The sequence below is a fragment of the Arthrobacter sp. YAF17 genome (assembly GCF_052113365.1).
Taxonomy (GTDB): Bacteria; Actinomycetota; Actinomycetes; order Actinomycetales; family Micrococcaceae; genus Arthrobacter.
Map to the genome: position 1 here is coordinate 138003 of NZ_JBFRDB010000016.1, position 12130 is coordinate 150132.

The 12130-nt window shown below is 67.7% G+C and carries 15 protein-coding genes; 5 read left to right on the plus strand and 10 right to left on the minus strand.

Features of this window, described 5'->3' with window-relative positions; translation table 11 throughout:
- The first annotated feature begins 72 nt into the window (after positions 1-72).
- Positions 73-480 (plus strand): sterol carrier family protein, encoded by a 408-nt coding sequence (locus AB4Y67_RS14450; RefSeq protein ID WP_441406464.1) that lies wholly within the window; start codon positions 73-75, stop codon positions 478-480.
- A gap of 18 nt (positions 481-498) precedes the next feature.
- Here AB4Y67_RS14450 and AB4Y67_RS14455 read toward each other — a convergent pair whose 3' ends face one another.
- The 5 genes from AB4Y67_RS14455 to AB4Y67_RS14475 all read right to left on the minus strand — a co-directional run bounded on the left by AB4Y67_RS14455 (position 499) and on the right by AB4Y67_RS14475 (position 4688).
- On the minus strand, positions 499-1260 hold the full coding sequence (locus tag AB4Y67_RS14455; protein WP_441406465.1) for an SDR family oxidoreductase: 762 nt from the start codon (positions 1258-1260) through the stop codon (positions 499-501).
- A 64-nt stretch (positions 1261-1324) separates the two neighbouring features.
- A complete protein-coding gene (locus tag AB4Y67_RS14460; RefSeq protein ID WP_441406466.1) occupies positions 1325-1696 on the minus strand; it encodes a hypothetical protein in 372 nt (123 codons plus the stop codon).
- Positions 1697-1724: 28 nt separating this feature from the next.
- Complete coding sequence (locus AB4Y67_RS14465) at positions 1725-2435, minus strand: HAD family hydrolase (RefSeq protein ID WP_441406467.1); 711 nt, start codon at positions 2433-2435, stop codon at positions 1725-1727.
- 43 nt (positions 2436-2478) lie between these two features.
- Positions 2479-2787, minus strand: coding sequence for a YegP family protein (locus AB4Y67_RS14470; protein WP_441406468.1), 309 nt, complete (start codon positions 2785-2787; stop codon positions 2479-2481).
- Positions 2788-2894: 107 nt separating this feature from the next.
- Positions 2895-4688 carry a glycoside hydrolase family 15 protein gene (locus tag AB4Y67_RS14475; protein WP_441406469.1) on the minus strand — a complete coding sequence of 598 codons (1794 nt, stop codon included), beginning with the start codon at positions 4686-4688 and terminating at the stop codon, positions 2895-2897.
- 127 nt (positions 4689-4815) lie between these two features.
- Between AB4Y67_RS14475 and AB4Y67_RS14480 the strand changes: the two genes are divergently transcribed.
- Positions 4816-5886: an App1 family protein gene (locus AB4Y67_RS14480; protein ID WP_441406470.1), complete on the plus strand. Its 1071-nt coding sequence runs from the start codon at positions 4816-4818 to the stop codon at positions 5884-5886.
- A 31-nt stretch (positions 5887-5917) separates the two neighbouring features.
- Here AB4Y67_RS14480 and AB4Y67_RS14485 read toward each other — a convergent pair whose 3' ends face one another.
- The 3 genes from AB4Y67_RS14485 to AB4Y67_RS14495 all read right to left on the minus strand — a co-directional run bounded on the left by AB4Y67_RS14485 (position 5918) and on the right by AB4Y67_RS14495 (position 8560).
- Positions 5918-7471, minus strand: coding sequence for a GH1 family beta-glucosidase (locus tag AB4Y67_RS14485; RefSeq protein WP_441406471.1), 1554 nt, complete (start codon positions 7469-7471; stop codon positions 5918-5920).
- Between the two features lie 120 nt (positions 7472-7591).
- The gene (locus AB4Y67_RS14490) at positions 7592-7981 is read right to left on the minus strand and encodes a hypothetical protein (RefSeq protein ID WP_441406472.1); all 390 of its coding nucleotides are present in this window, start codon (positions 7979-7981) and stop codon (positions 7592-7594) included.
- Positions 7982-8134: 153 nt separating this feature from the next.
- Positions 8135-8560: an Hsp20/alpha crystallin family protein gene (locus AB4Y67_RS14495; RefSeq protein WP_441406481.1), complete on the minus strand. Its 426-nt coding sequence runs from the start codon at positions 8558-8560 to the stop codon at positions 8135-8137.
- 152 nt (positions 8561-8712) lie between these two features.
- Here AB4Y67_RS14495 and AB4Y67_RS14500 point away from each other — a divergent pair, with 152 nt between their 5' ends.
- Positions 8713-9006, plus strand: a complete 294-nt coding sequence (locus tag AB4Y67_RS14500) for a MerR family transcriptional regulator (RefSeq protein WP_441406473.1) — start codon at positions 8713-8715, stop codon at positions 9004-9006.
- Here the strand turns inward: AB4Y67_RS14500 and AB4Y67_RS14505 are convergent.
- Positions 9003-9311 (minus strand): MmcQ/YjbR family DNA-binding protein, encoded by a 309-nt coding sequence (locus tag AB4Y67_RS14505; protein ID WP_441406474.1) that lies wholly within the window; start codon positions 9309-9311, stop codon positions 9003-9005. The two genes, AB4Y67_RS14500 and AB4Y67_RS14505, sit on opposite strands and share 4 nt — an antisense overlap.
- A gap of 51 nt (positions 9312-9362) precedes the next feature.
- Positions 9363-10145 (minus strand): phosphatase PAP2 family protein, encoded by a 783-nt coding sequence (locus AB4Y67_RS14510; RefSeq protein ID WP_441406475.1) that lies wholly within the window; start codon positions 10143-10145, stop codon positions 9363-9365.
- A gap of 123 nt (positions 10146-10268) precedes the next feature.
- On the opposite strand from AB4Y67_RS14510, the gene AB4Y67_RS14515 reads away from it, so the two are divergent.
- Complete coding sequence (locus tag AB4Y67_RS14515) at positions 10269-11366, plus strand: DNA alkylation repair protein (RefSeq protein WP_441406476.1); 1098 nt, start codon at positions 10269-10271, stop codon at positions 11364-11366.
- 278 nt (positions 11367-11644) lie between these two features.
- Positions 11645-11854 carry a hypothetical protein gene (locus AB4Y67_RS14520; protein WP_441406477.1) on the plus strand — a complete coding sequence of 70 codons (210 nt, stop codon included), beginning with the start codon at positions 11645-11647 and terminating at the stop codon, positions 11852-11854.
- Positions 11855-12130: the final 276 nt, after the last annotated feature.

Here is a 12130-nt window from a genome sequence, read left to right on the forward strand (position 1 = left end):
CAACCGCCCGGCGGCCCTCGGCAGAGGCGCTGGCCGCGTTAGCTGCTTTGCGACATACAGGAGGCAAAATTAATGGTTGTACAACGCCGCCGGATAGCCCTGGACGAGGGCCGCGCGGCCCTCGCAGCATGGCAGTCAACCAATACCCGCATGCCGGATTCCGCCGGAAGTGATGCCGCGGAAACGGGCGCACCTGTCCCGCGCAGCACTCTTGCGACGGCGGTCCGCTACTCCCTGGAGGAGGTCACCGCGCGGGCGCCCGGGAACTCGGTGGAAGTGCGGGTTCCGCCCTTCGGCGTGACCCAGTGCGTGGAGGGCCCGCGGCATACCCGCGGCACTCCTCCGAATGTGATTGAGTGCGACGCCGCCACCTGGCTCGCGATGGTCAGCGGGCACCTGAGCTGGGCAGACGCCGTCGATGCCGGGCGGGTAGCCGCCTCGGGGCTGCGCGCCGACCTGTCCGGGCTGCTGCCGCTGTGAGCGCGCCGGCCTCCCCGGCTAACCGCGTCCGATAAACGGCATCCCTGCGGCCGTGATCACGAGGGACCCGATGCTGGCGGAGGGCGGCATCCCGGCCATCAGCAACACCGCGCGGGCGGCGTCGTCCACCGGGAAGGTCGGCTCAACACGGCTGCTGCCGTCGGCCTGAACGGCCCCGGAGCCGACTCCGATCGTGTCCGTCAGCTCCGTGGCCGTGTTGCCGATGTCGATCTGCCCGCACGTGATGCCGAAGCCGCGGCCGTCGAGTTCGATGCTCTTGGTCAGCCCGGTCACGGCGTGTTTGGTGACCGTGTAGGCAACGGTCCGGGGCCGGGGTGAGTGCGCGGCGATCGATCCGTTATTGATGATCCGCCCGCCCTGCGGCGACTGCGCCTTCATGGCCCGTACGGCGGCGGCGGCGCACAGCATGGAACCGGTCAGGTTCACCGCCACGGTGGCGTCCCAGTCCGCGAGGCTGATTTCGTCCACGGAGGCGGCCGGACCGAACACACCGGCGTTGTTGAAGAGCACATCCACCCGGCCCCAGTGCTGGAGGGCTGCGGCGAAAAGCCGCTCGACGTCGTCGGGCATGGTGATATCGCACGGAACGGCGAGCGCCTGGGCATGTCCCGCGCCGGTCTCCAGCAGCTGCGCTTCCCGCCGACCCGCCAGCACCACCCGGTACCCTTCGGCGAGCATGAGCCTGGCCACCGCCCGGCCGATCCCCGATCCGGCGCCGGTGACTACTGCTACGCGGCCGGGCAAGTGCTGTCGTGTCATCCGGCTAGCGTATGCCGAGTTCGCATTTCACGGCAGTGGTCCGCGCCAACATTGCGGCCAAGTGTCATGTCGCGGAGGGGTGGCCGTCCCCGCGCCGGCGGGAACGCCGGCCGGCACGAAAGCCGGACCAGAACGTCAGCGCCAACAGGCCCGCACCGGTCAGCACCACGCCCGCCCATTTCTCCCGGTCCATGATCAGCATGCCCTGCGGGACGAAGGTCTGTTGGGACAGCGGGGCGTAAGCAAACCAGCCGAAACTCTCCTGCTGCACCGGCACCGACAGCAGGACGATTCCCGCCAAGATCAGGGCCAGTGCCACGAGCGGCACAGCCACACGGGCCAGCCGTGTGGCGCGCGACGGCCCGGATTGCCGGTCCCCTGACGGGCCGTCCCCTACTGGATCGCCCCCTGCCGGACCGTCCCCCGATGGATTCATGGGAACACTGTAACCGCCGGCTGTCCCGCTAGCTCCGCCGGACGCGGGCGGCGAGCTTTCCGATGGCGCTGTCCCGGAGGTTCTCCATCAGCGCCCGCGGACCCGGATATATTTCGACGGCGCCGGCGTCCCGGAGTTCCGCCTCGCTGGTGCCACCGCAGGTCAGGCCGATGGCCGGAATGTCGAGCTTCCCTGCGGCGTAGATGTCCCACACGGCGTCGCCCACGAAGACTGCGTCCGCTGCCGGCGCACCAACGGCGTTGAGGGCGGCCACGAGGATGTCCGGGGCCGGCTTGCTCTCCTTCGCGTCTGCCGAGCTGGTGGCGGCATCGATGAAGGCGTCGGCGCCGATCGTGGCCCGCAGCACCTCGAGGTCTCGTTCCCGGGCGGAGGATGCCAGCGCCACGGCGAGTCCGCTGTCGTGGCAGCCAGCCAGCAGCTCGCGGGCGCCGTCCAGCGGGCGCAGGGCCGGCCAGAAAGTGGAGAACACTGCGGCGTGCGAGGTCATGATGGTGCTGTCCTGGCCGGTGTCCCGGTCAGCGGGCAGCAGCTTGGCAAGGATCTTGTCCCCGCCCATCCCGACCGCGCGGTGAATGCTCGCCATCGGTACGTCGTACCCGGCCTGCCGGAAGGCCTGCCACCACGCCAGCGTGTGGAGGTAGGCCGAGTCGACCAGGGTGCCGTCGACGTCGAAGAGCACGGCGGCCTTGCGCCCCGGACGGGACGTGCTGGCGGTCATGGAATCTGGGGCGCCCGGGCCAAGGGGGCCGCCAGGATCCGCGTCAGTGATGAGCCCGCGCCCGTTTTCCTGCGGCCAGTGAACCGCCAGCCAGGGAGGTTCCACGGCCGGCACCCCCTGCGGTCCGTCGGGTCATCCTCGTCAGCGGGCCCGCGGGTGCGGCCTGCCCGCCGGCACTGCGGTCCCGGATGAGCCCGGTGCCGGCAATTTCACGGGCCTGGGCGATGCCTGCCACGGCTGCCCTCTTGGTGGGAAAGGTGACGGAGACAGCCATCAGGCTGCCGGCCCCGTCAAGCATGCGGATCCGGTAGCCGCCGTCGGGCGCGTCCACGAGTTCGAAATATCCAGCCATCGCACACTCCTCTGTCCTCTACCCCGGGGTGGGATATTAGTAAGTATACTTATCTAAGGTCTGGACGAACACCATTTTCCTCCCGGTTCCCGGCGCAGCTCCCCTGTTCAGCGGCCCGGGAGCGGGGCGTCGCTGCGGCGTACACCCACTTCATTCAGTTCCAGGGCGCTCCTCACAAGAGCAAAGTGGCTGAAGGCCTGCGGCGTATTGCCGAGCTGACGCCCGTCCTCGACGCTCCATTCCTCGCTCAGGAGTCCGACGTCGTTGCGCAGCGCCAGCAGCCGCTCGAACAGTTCCTGCGCCTCATGGTGCCGGCCGGCCCCCAGGAGGGCCTCGACGAGCCAGAACGAACAGGCCAGGAACACCCCTTCCTCGCCGGACAGCCCGTCGTCGCATTCAGCCGGCTTGTAGCGGCGCAGGAATCCGTCGTGGGTGAGTTCACCCTGGACGGCGTCAATCGTGCCGATCATGCGCGGGTCATCCGGGGGCAGGAACCCGACGCGCGCGATGAGCAGCAGGCTCGCGTCGAGCTCCGGCCGCCCGTAAGACTGGACGAACGTATTGCGTTCGGCATCGAACCCGCGGGACATGACGTCGGCGCGGATCGTTTCCCGCAGTTCCTCCCACCGGTCCGCGGGGCCGGGCAGGCCGAAGTCCCGGACGCCCTTGACCATCCGGTCGGCCGCCACCCACGCCATCACCTTGGAGTGCGTGAAATGGCGCCGCGGCCCGCGCATCTCCCAGAGTCCGTTGTCAGGCCGGCGCCAGGCGGACTCCAGGTGCTCCATCAAAGCGAGCTGCACATCCCAGGATTCGTCGGTGCTTGTCAGCAGCGAATTCCGGGTCAGTGACAGGCAGTCCAGCACCTCGCCCCAGACATCGAGCTGAAGCTGCCCCGCAGCGCCGTTGCCGGTCCGGACCGGGGCGGAGTTCTCGTACCCCCGCAACCAGGGCAGCTCCATCTCGGGCAGGCGGCGTTCGCCATGGAGGCCGTACATAATCTGCAGGTCCTTGGGGTCTCCCGCCACGGCCCGCAGCAGCCAGTCACGCCAGCAGGCGGCCTCGTCCGTGTAGCCGGCCGCGAGTAGTGCCTGGAGCGTCAGTGTGGCGTCGCGGAGCCAGCAGAACCGGTAGTCCCAGTTCCGTTCGCCGCCCAATTCTTCCGGCAGGGAGGTCGTCACGGCCGCCACTATCCCGCCGGTGGGGGCGAACGTCAGCGCTTTCAACGTGATCAGGGAGCGCTGCACGGCCTCCCGGTGGGGCCCGGTGACTGTGCACTTTGCTGACCAGCGCCGCCAGAATTCCTCGGTGGACGCCAGGGCCCGTTCCGCGTCGACGGTCCGTGGACGGGGCAGGTGGCTCGGCGTCCAGGTCAGCACGAACGGCACCCGATCCCCGGCTTTGACGGTGAAGTCACTGATGGTCTGCAGGCGCTCGCCCCTTAAGGGCGCCTCGGTCACCAGATACGCGGCATCGGGACCGGCCACCGCGTGGATCCCGTGCTTGTCGTGGCGGACCCAGGGCACGATGTGCCCGTAGTCGAAACGCAGGACCAGCTCACCGCGCATCCTGACTGTTCCGCGGATGCCCACCACAATCCGCACGATGTCCGCCACCTCGTCGCGGGGAGGCATGAAATCGATGACCTTGACCGTTCCGGAGGGCGTCTCCCACTCGGTTTCCAGGATCAGAGTGCCTTTGCGGTAGTGCCTGCGGGTGCATTCACCGCCGCCCGCCGGCGCCAGCAGCCAGCGCCCGGCCTTGGGAGTGTCCAACAAGGCGCTGAAGCAGGCCGGCGAGTCGAACCGCGGCAGGCAGAGCCAATCGATCGAGCCCGCGGTGCTGATCAGGGCCGCGGTGTGCAGATCGCCGACCAGTGCGTAATCTTCTATGCGTGCCATGGGTCTTACAGTGCCACACCCGTTTCCCAGCGGACTAGGACCCTCAGTTGAACCGCGGCGTTCTTGGAACCGTGGCGCTGCCGGACACAGTCCTCGGCCGGACGGGCCCTTGTGGGAGAGTGGAGGCATGGAATTGGCGTCACAGCAATCACCCGGCCCGCAACCAGTTACCGGCAACCGGGCTTTCCGCCTGGCGCACTGGGTCTCGGATACCTTCAACAGCATCCGCCTGAAGTCGGCCCGCCGCTGGGACTTCGTCCCGACCACCGTCGCCTACCAAGGCTACGGATCCACCACGTGGGTCCGGGTGCTCGGCCGTGTGGTCCTGACCAGCAAGCCCAACCCCGGCAGCCGGGCCGAGCAGGCAGCCCAGAACGGCAACCAGAACATCCGCGGCTGGCGGGCCTTCACGTCCGTACCGGTCCAATACTCCGAGGTAGAGATCGAGGTTGGCGGGGTCACCGCGCGGGTCCAGGCGGACCGTGGCGGACTCGTGGACACCGTCGTGCAGGTGGAGCTCACCCCGGGCTGGCACACCGCCGTCCTGCGCGCCGAGGGCACCCCGCCTGCCACGGCGCAGATCTTTGTCATTGCCCCCGACACCAAGCTCGGGATCGTGTCCGACATCGATGACACGATCATGGTCACGGCGCTCCCCCGGCCCTTCCTCGCGCTCTGGAACACCTTCGTGCTCAACGAACGCGCCCGGATGGCGACCCCCGGGATGGCCGTGCTGATGGACCGGATCAAGGTGGAGCACCCGGACGCCCCGGTCATCTACCTGTCGACCGGGCCGTGGAACGCCGCCCCCACCCTGGCCCGCTTCATCACGAGGAATATGTACCCCTCCGGCGCCCTGCTGCTCACCGATTGGGGCCTCACCCATGACCGGTGGTTCCGCAGCGGCCAGGAGCACAAGCGCCGCAACCTGGAACTGCTCGCCGAAGAGTTCCCCAACATGCGCTGGTTGCTCTTCGGCGACAACGGGCAGCACGACGAATCGATCTACTCACACTTTGCCCAGCAGCACGGCGACCGGGTGGCCGCCATCGGCATCCGCCAGCTCTCCGCCAGCGAAGCCGTCCTGGCCGGCGGCCACTCGGAGACGGGGGACCACGCCGGTTCCGATGTTCCCTGGATCTACTCCCCGGACGGCGCAGGCATGGCGAAAAGCCTGCAGGGCCTGGGGATTCTCTAGACGCCTGCGGGGCCGGCCGCCGGTGCCGTAGCTAGCCTGCCGGCTGAGGGTGGCCGGCGTCGGACGCCACCGGCCCGCCGTCGGACGCAACCGGCCCGCCGTCGGAAGTGGCGCCCCCTGCGCCCGGAGGCACCGGGACCGAGTTCCGGTGCCGGGCCGCGAGGACTTCCCGAAGCCAGTGGAACGAGGCCTTTTTGGTGCGCTCCTGGGTCTCGCGGTCCACGTGCAGCAGCCCGAACTGCTGCTTGTAGCCGCCCGACCATTCGAAGTTGTCCATCAGCGACCACACGTAGTATCCGCGCAGGTCCACCTTCTCCGCCGCGCAGCCGGGTGAAGTCGCTTCGATGGCGGTGGCAATATGGTCCGCGAGGTAGCGGATCCGTCGTTCATCCGGGATGATGAGCCCGCCGTCGGGATCCTGGATCTCGAGGTCCTCGAAGCTCGCCCCGCCCTCGGTGATGTAGACCGGCGGAAGGTCCGGGTAGCGCTCAGCCATTTCCGCGAGCGCTACGGCCATGTACTCCGGTTTGATGGGCCAGCCGTACGCGGTGATCTCGGTGTCCGGGAACGACGCAATGTGGAACGGGGCGCCGGGCGCGGTGCCGCTCAGGTCATCGCCCATGGCCTCGGCCATGCCCTTCGGCACGGCACCCTCACCCGGACCGGAGGCCACCCGCGTGGGCATGTAGTAGTTGAGCCCGTAGAAGTCCAGCGGCTGCGAGATCAGCTCCATGTCCTCGCTGGACGGGCTGAAGGAGGAGAAGAAGGTGGCGGCGCGGACGGTGTCAGGGTACTTGCCGAGCAGGACGGGGTCCGCGTAGAGCCGGTTCTGGGCCATGTCCATCAGGCCGGCGCTGAGCTTGTCCAGCGGATTGATCGAGGCGGGCACCATGGGCGAATAGACGTTGGTGATCCCGATTTCGCCGGGCACGTTCGCCGCCCGGAGCGCCTGCAGCGACAAGCCGTGGCCCAAGAGCTGGTGGTGGACGCTGGGCAGGGCCTTCAGCATGAGCGCCTCGCCCGGTGCGTGCATCCCCAGCATGTAGCCGTTGGTGGTGACCGTGGCGGGTTCGTTGACCGTGACCCAGCGGGTGACCCGGTCTCCGTACGCGGCCGCGGCGATCGAGGCGAACTCCCCCAGCCGGTAGGCCGTGTCCCGGTTCATCCAGCCCCCGGCTTCATCCAGCTCCAGCGGCGTGTCCCAGTGGTACAGCGTTGCCATCGGCGCGATGCCGTTGGCCAGCAACAGGTCGATCAATCTGTCATAGAAGTCCAGGCCCGCGGGATTGACCGGGCCGCTGCCGCCTGGCTGGATCCGGGGCCAGGACAGCGAGAACCGGTACGAATCGATCCCGAGTTCCTTCATGAGGGCCACGTCTTCGGGCATCCGGTGGTAGTGGTCGCACGCTATCGCGGGGCTGTGGTCCTCCACGATCGCTCCGGGCTTGGCGGCGAAGACGTCCCACCCTGCGGGGCCGCGTCCGTCCTCGTCCAGGGCGCCTTCGATTTGGAAGGCTGCGGTCGCCACTCCGAGGGTGAACCGCGGCGGCAGGAGGGAAGCCAGGTCCTTGGCGGAAGCTTTCATCAACAGGGTCCCTTATGTAGTTGCAGGCAGTTGACTGATTTTAGGCCGCCGCCCGGCCCCGCGCCACGACCGGCGCCCGCATGCCGGTGTGGCCCCGTCCGGCCGCGCTTTTACTGCGCCTCAGTACGAGGCGGTCTCCGGGCCGAACAGGAATTCCTTGGCGTGTGCCACGGCCTTTTTGAATGCATCATTTCGCAGGGCCTGCAGTTGTGCAGCCTCGTCCGCTGAGGGTTCCAGATAACTCGTGTACCCCGGCCTCAGCACCCAGATGTCGCCAGCCGGCGGCAGGTAGAAGACACCGAAAGAACGGTGCTGGCTGTCGTCGACGGTCCAGACGGGAACCACAGCCAGCGCGGCCCCGGTATCGATGTTGATCCATTGCGCCCGCGGAAGCGGCGCTTCATGGGCCTCCGGGTCGAGAAACGGCGCGGTCCCCTCACCCCATCTGGCCTCGAAGCGCTCGTGGAATACCGGCATCAGGTGCGAATCATAGCGGCGCCATGCGTTCATGGCCGCCCTCCTTCCTAGTGCTCATTCCCTCTCGAGTGCTCATTGGCTGTCTCTTACGCCCGGGAGCAAGCGCCGGGATCGGACGACGGCGGCCCGCTGCGGCCGCCGTCGTCCCTCGTCGCGTTCTGCGTCTGCCGGACGGACAGCCCGCTGTTACATCCCGATCTGCTGCAGCTTGCCCTCGGCGTGGGTGATTTCGATCTTCCGGGGCTTGGCCCGCTCCAGCACCGGAATCCGGAGCGTCAGCACGCCGTCGGCGTAGTTCGCCGTGACCTTCTCGGTGTCCAGGGTGTCGCCGAGAAGGAGCTGGCGGCTGAAAACGCCGCGCGGCCGCTCAGAGGCGATCAGTTCCACATTGGGCTGCGTCGGATCGCGCCGTTCAGCCCTGACCGTCAGGACGTTGCGCTCGATATCGAGGTCCACCGAGTCAACGTTGACGCCGGGAAGATCAAACGCGACGACGAACTCGCCGTTCTCCTGCCATGCATCCATGGGCATGGCTGCGGGCCTTGCCGCCGTTCCGAAAACCTGCTGGGTCAGCCGGTCCAGTTCACGGAACGGGTCCGTACGCATCAACATCATTTCCCACTCCTTCATGCGAGAGTCCTGATTTTTTCCTGTATCCACGCCATCTAATTATCTGTGGTAGTGGATATAGATTTTTTATAGCACCGGTGCGAAACTGATGCAAGGGGGAAAACCCGCACATCAAAATGCCGCGAAGGAGTGCCGTGACGGAACATGGTCGGGAGCTGGGCCTGTATGCGATTTCGGTCGTGGCCCAGCTGGTCGGGACCGGGCAGCAGAACATCAGGCTTTACGAGCGGAGAGGGCTGCTGACCCCGGACCGCACCGCCGGGGGCACGAGGCAGTACAGCGACTCGGATCTCGCGGTGCTGCGGCGGATCGGCGAGTTGCTGGAGGAGGGGCTCAATCTGGCCGGCGTGGCCAAAGTGCTGGAACTCGAAGCGGTCAATGCCCGGCTCCAGGCTGAGCTGAACCGCGTCAGGCCACGCCGGACCTAGAGCTTCCGGCCGCCGGCGATGCGGTGGGATTCCTCGAGGAGCTCGCCCAGCTCCTCACGATCGATCCGGTCCAGCCGCACCAGCACGAGCAACGGCGAACGATCGTGGTGCGGCGTCCAGAAATACGTGTCCGGGTCCGTTCCGGCGAGGGCTTCGCGTTCCTCGGTCTTGACCGTGAGCACGCCCGCCTCCCAGATCCTGGCCATGAGCGTGGCCGCAAACCAGGCGGGCTGGCCCCAGCTGGGCCGCTCCACCACTCCCGGGAGGGCCAGCGCGGCGCGTCGGACGTCATCTTCGGTGGCCATGCCCCACTCTGGCACCCGCGCAGGGCGGGGGCAAGGAGCAATGGCCGGGAGCTAATCCTGGCTGGTGTCGGCCCTGGAGAGTGTTCCGGTGATCTGCTCGCCTCGGATGCGGGCAGTCCGCCAGGTGTCCAGGGCGATCACCCCGCCCAGGATGACGAAGGAGATGGACAACGAGGCCAAGGCGTCGGTCAGCCAGTGGTAGCCCAGGTAGAGCCGGCTCACCGCGGCGAAGAAGATCCCCACGCCCGCCAGTGCGAAGCCTGCGACCGCGGCCCTGGGGTTGCGCCGGCGGGAGACGACCAGAAACGTGCCGACCAGCAGGAAGTCGCAGGCGCCGAGGACGTGGCCGGACGGGAAGGAGAAGGTGAAGTCGGCGCCGAAGAGCATGAGGTCCACGGGCGGTCGCTGGCGCCCGATGGTGCGCCCGATGATCTGGGCAAGGATCACGCCGGTGAGCATGGCGCCGGCCAGGAGCATCGGCCGCCAGGCATGCTTCGCCAGCAGGCCCCAGGCCACCGTCACCACGAGGACGATGATCGGAAGGGCGACGGGTCCGAAGACAATCGCCAGGAAGATCATGACCGCAGTGAGCGGCTCGGAGCGCAGGGTCAGGAGCCCCGAACGGACAGGTTCGTCGCCTTCCGTGAGCCCGTCATGCTGGAGGACACCGGCAAGGATCACAAGGAACAACACAGTTCCCAGAATCATGAGGCCGACGGCGGTCCGGTACAGGTTCTTTCGGTCCCGCTCGCTCATGAAGCGTTCTTCCACGACAAACTTGTCGTGGAAGACCCGCCAGCGGCCGGGCGATTTCCCGGTAGCTTCCTCTGCCATTCCCGTTCCCGCCTCTGCACCGTGTGTGGACATATCCTTCGAGAAGAATATCCCGGTTCCGGCTCCGCAGGGGCCGTGGGCTCCCCGTCAGTCCCGCGGCCCCCTCCCCGGTAGCCTGAAGCCATGGGCGTTATGAATGAACTGATCAACCCGGGTGTCGTCGGCTCACTGGGGCGGATCCTGGCCGCCGCCTCACCGGGYGGCCGTTTCACCCAGCTGGCCGCGTCGGCAGGAGAACTGGACGGGCTGAGCCTGCGGGAACGCACCGACCTCCTCAGCCGCGCCATGCTCGCTGACCTGCCCGGGGACTACGCCGGAACGGCAGCCGTTTTCCGCCGGGCGCTGGATGATCCGGACTTCACCGGTTGGATGATCTGGCCCGTGACCGAGGCAGCGGCCACCCTGGCCCTTGGCTCGACCGGGCCGGAAGACTTCGAGGACTGCCTGGCGCTCCTCGCCGAGCTGACACCGAGGCTCACCGCTGAATTCGCGATCCGTGGGCTCCTCGCCGCAGATCTGGACCGGGCGCTGGCCGTCATCCAGGCCTGGACGTCCCACCCGGACTGGCACGTCCGCCGGCTCGCCAGCGAGGGCACCCGGGCGTACCTCCCCTGGGCAATCCGCGTCCCGGAGATCACGGACCGGCCGGCCGCCACCCTGCCGATCCTCGACGCGCTGTACCGGGACCCGGTGGTCGACGTCCGGCGCTCGGTGGCCAACCACCTGAACGACCTGGCCCGGCACGCCCCCGGCGATGTGGTGGCCACAGCAGCCGGTTGGATGGCCGCCCCGGATGAGAACACTCCCTGGGTGGTCCGGCACGGGTTGCGGACCCTGCTCAAGAAGGCCCATCCGGGTGCGTTGGAACTGCTGGGGTTCCCGCCGGCGTCGATCGCCGTGACGCCGCCGCGGCTGGACAGCACCGCCGTCGAGCTTCCCGGAGAACTCGCCTTTGCGTTTGAAATCACGAACACCGGCCCCGCGGAGGCCCGGCTCGCCGTCGACTTCGTGGTCCACTATGCCAAGGCCAACGGGACGCTCGCGGAGAAGGTGTTCAAGCTCGCCACGCCCGTCCTCGGGCCGGGCGAGTCCAGGACATTTTCGAAGCGCCATGCCTTCCGCCAGATGACCACGCGGGTCCACCACCCCGGCGGCCACGCACTGCAGCTGCAGGTTAACGGAGTTCGCTATCCGGCAGCCGGATTCACGGTTGTGACCTAAGGCGCCACCTCCCCTGCGCGAGGTCAACGGCCGCGACCGCCGTGTCCGTGAGCATCCTTCGCCCGCCCCTGAGCGGTCCGACGTGACCACACTCACCGCAGCAACGCCTGTGGCGATGGAACAGCAGGTCAACCGCGCGCGGGCCGCCCCGACCAAATTGCTGGTCCGAACAGACGCCGGTCCGATACGGCGCGGTGATTTGACGGCCATATAAATATGACGTTATGGTCGCTTCAATTATTGGGGCCGACGAGTAACACCCAAGAAAGAACAGAGCGATGACCACAGTAACTGAATGCATTGAGATCCAGGTCGACAGCCGTCAGGTGCTTGACGAACGGCTCGACGACGCCGTCCGCGGTCTCCAGGAGATCGCCATGGCAACCGGGACGCAGGGCATCCTGCTCACCCGTCACAAGGCCGGCCACTACACTGCGGCGCTGTCCGACCAGGTCCCCTTCGGCATGACGCGGGAACTCATTCACTGATCCCGGCAGGGCCTCAAGCGCCTGTCCCCAGCGCCTGATTGTGGCGCCACAAGCCAGGTCCCGGGCGGCGGAGCATCGACTCCCGCCCGGGACCTTTTTTGTTCCCGGTCCTTTCAGGACTACCGGCCGTGGCCTGCCGGGAAGGGGTCGATGGGGGTCACCGGTTGTGTCCGCTCACCAGTCATGGACGGTGCCGTCGACGAGGCGGTTGTAGGGCAGGTAGGCCTGCTGGTAGGGGAACGCCGCGGCGGCTTCCTCGTTGAACTCGACGCCGAT

Excerpts from the sequence above, each read along its gene's own strand:
- AB4Y67_RS14450 (WP_441406464.1), top strand. The coding sequence starts at position 73 with ATGGTTGTACAACGCCGCCGGATAGCCCTGGACGAGGGCCGCGCGGCC.
- AB4Y67_RS14455 (WP_441406465.1), bottom strand. The coding sequence starts at position 1,260 with ATGACACGACAGCACTTGCCCGGCCGCGTAGCAGTAGTCACCGGCGCC.
- AB4Y67_RS14460 (WP_441406466.1), bottom strand. The coding sequence starts at position 1,696 with ATGAATCCATCGGGGGACGGTCCGGCAGGGGGCGATCCAGTAGGGGAC.
- AB4Y67_RS14465 (WP_441406467.1), bottom strand. The coding sequence starts at position 2,435 with ATGACCGCCAGCACGTCCCGTCCGGGGCGCAAGGCCGCCGTGCTCTTC.
- AB4Y67_RS14470 (WP_441406468.1), bottom strand. The coding sequence starts at position 2,787 with ATGGCTGGATATTTCGAACTCGTGGACGCGCCCGACGGCGGCTACCGG.
- AB4Y67_RS14475 (WP_441406469.1), bottom strand. The coding sequence starts at position 4,688 with ATGGCACGCATAGAAGATTACGCACTGGTCGGCGATCTGCACACCGCG.
- AB4Y67_RS14480 (WP_441406470.1), top strand. The coding sequence starts at position 4,816 with ATGGAATTGGCGTCACAGCAATCACCCGGCCCGCAACCAGTTACCGGC.
- AB4Y67_RS14485 (WP_441406471.1), bottom strand. The coding sequence starts at position 7,471 with ATGAAAGCTTCCGCCAAGGACCTGGCTTCCCTCCTGCCGCCGCGGTTC.
- AB4Y67_RS14490 (WP_441406472.1), bottom strand. The coding sequence starts at position 7,981 with ATGAACGCATGGCGCCGCTATGATTCGCACCTGATGCCGGTATTCCAC.
- AB4Y67_RS14495 (WP_441406481.1), bottom strand. The coding sequence starts at position 8,560 with ATGTTGATGCGTACGGACCCGTTCCGTGAACTGGACCGGCTGACCCAG.
- AB4Y67_RS14505 (WP_441406474.1), bottom strand. The coding sequence starts at position 9,311 with ATGGCCACCGAAGATGACGTCCGACGCGCCGCGCTGGCCCTCCCGGGA.
- AB4Y67_RS14510 (WP_441406475.1), bottom strand. The coding sequence starts at position 10,145 with ATGGCAGAGGAAGCTACCGGGAAATCGCCCGGCCGCTGGCGGGTCTTC.
- AB4Y67_RS14520 (WP_441406477.1), top strand. The coding sequence starts at position 11,645 with ATGACCACAGTAACTGAATGCATTGAGATCCAGGTCGACAGCCGTCAG.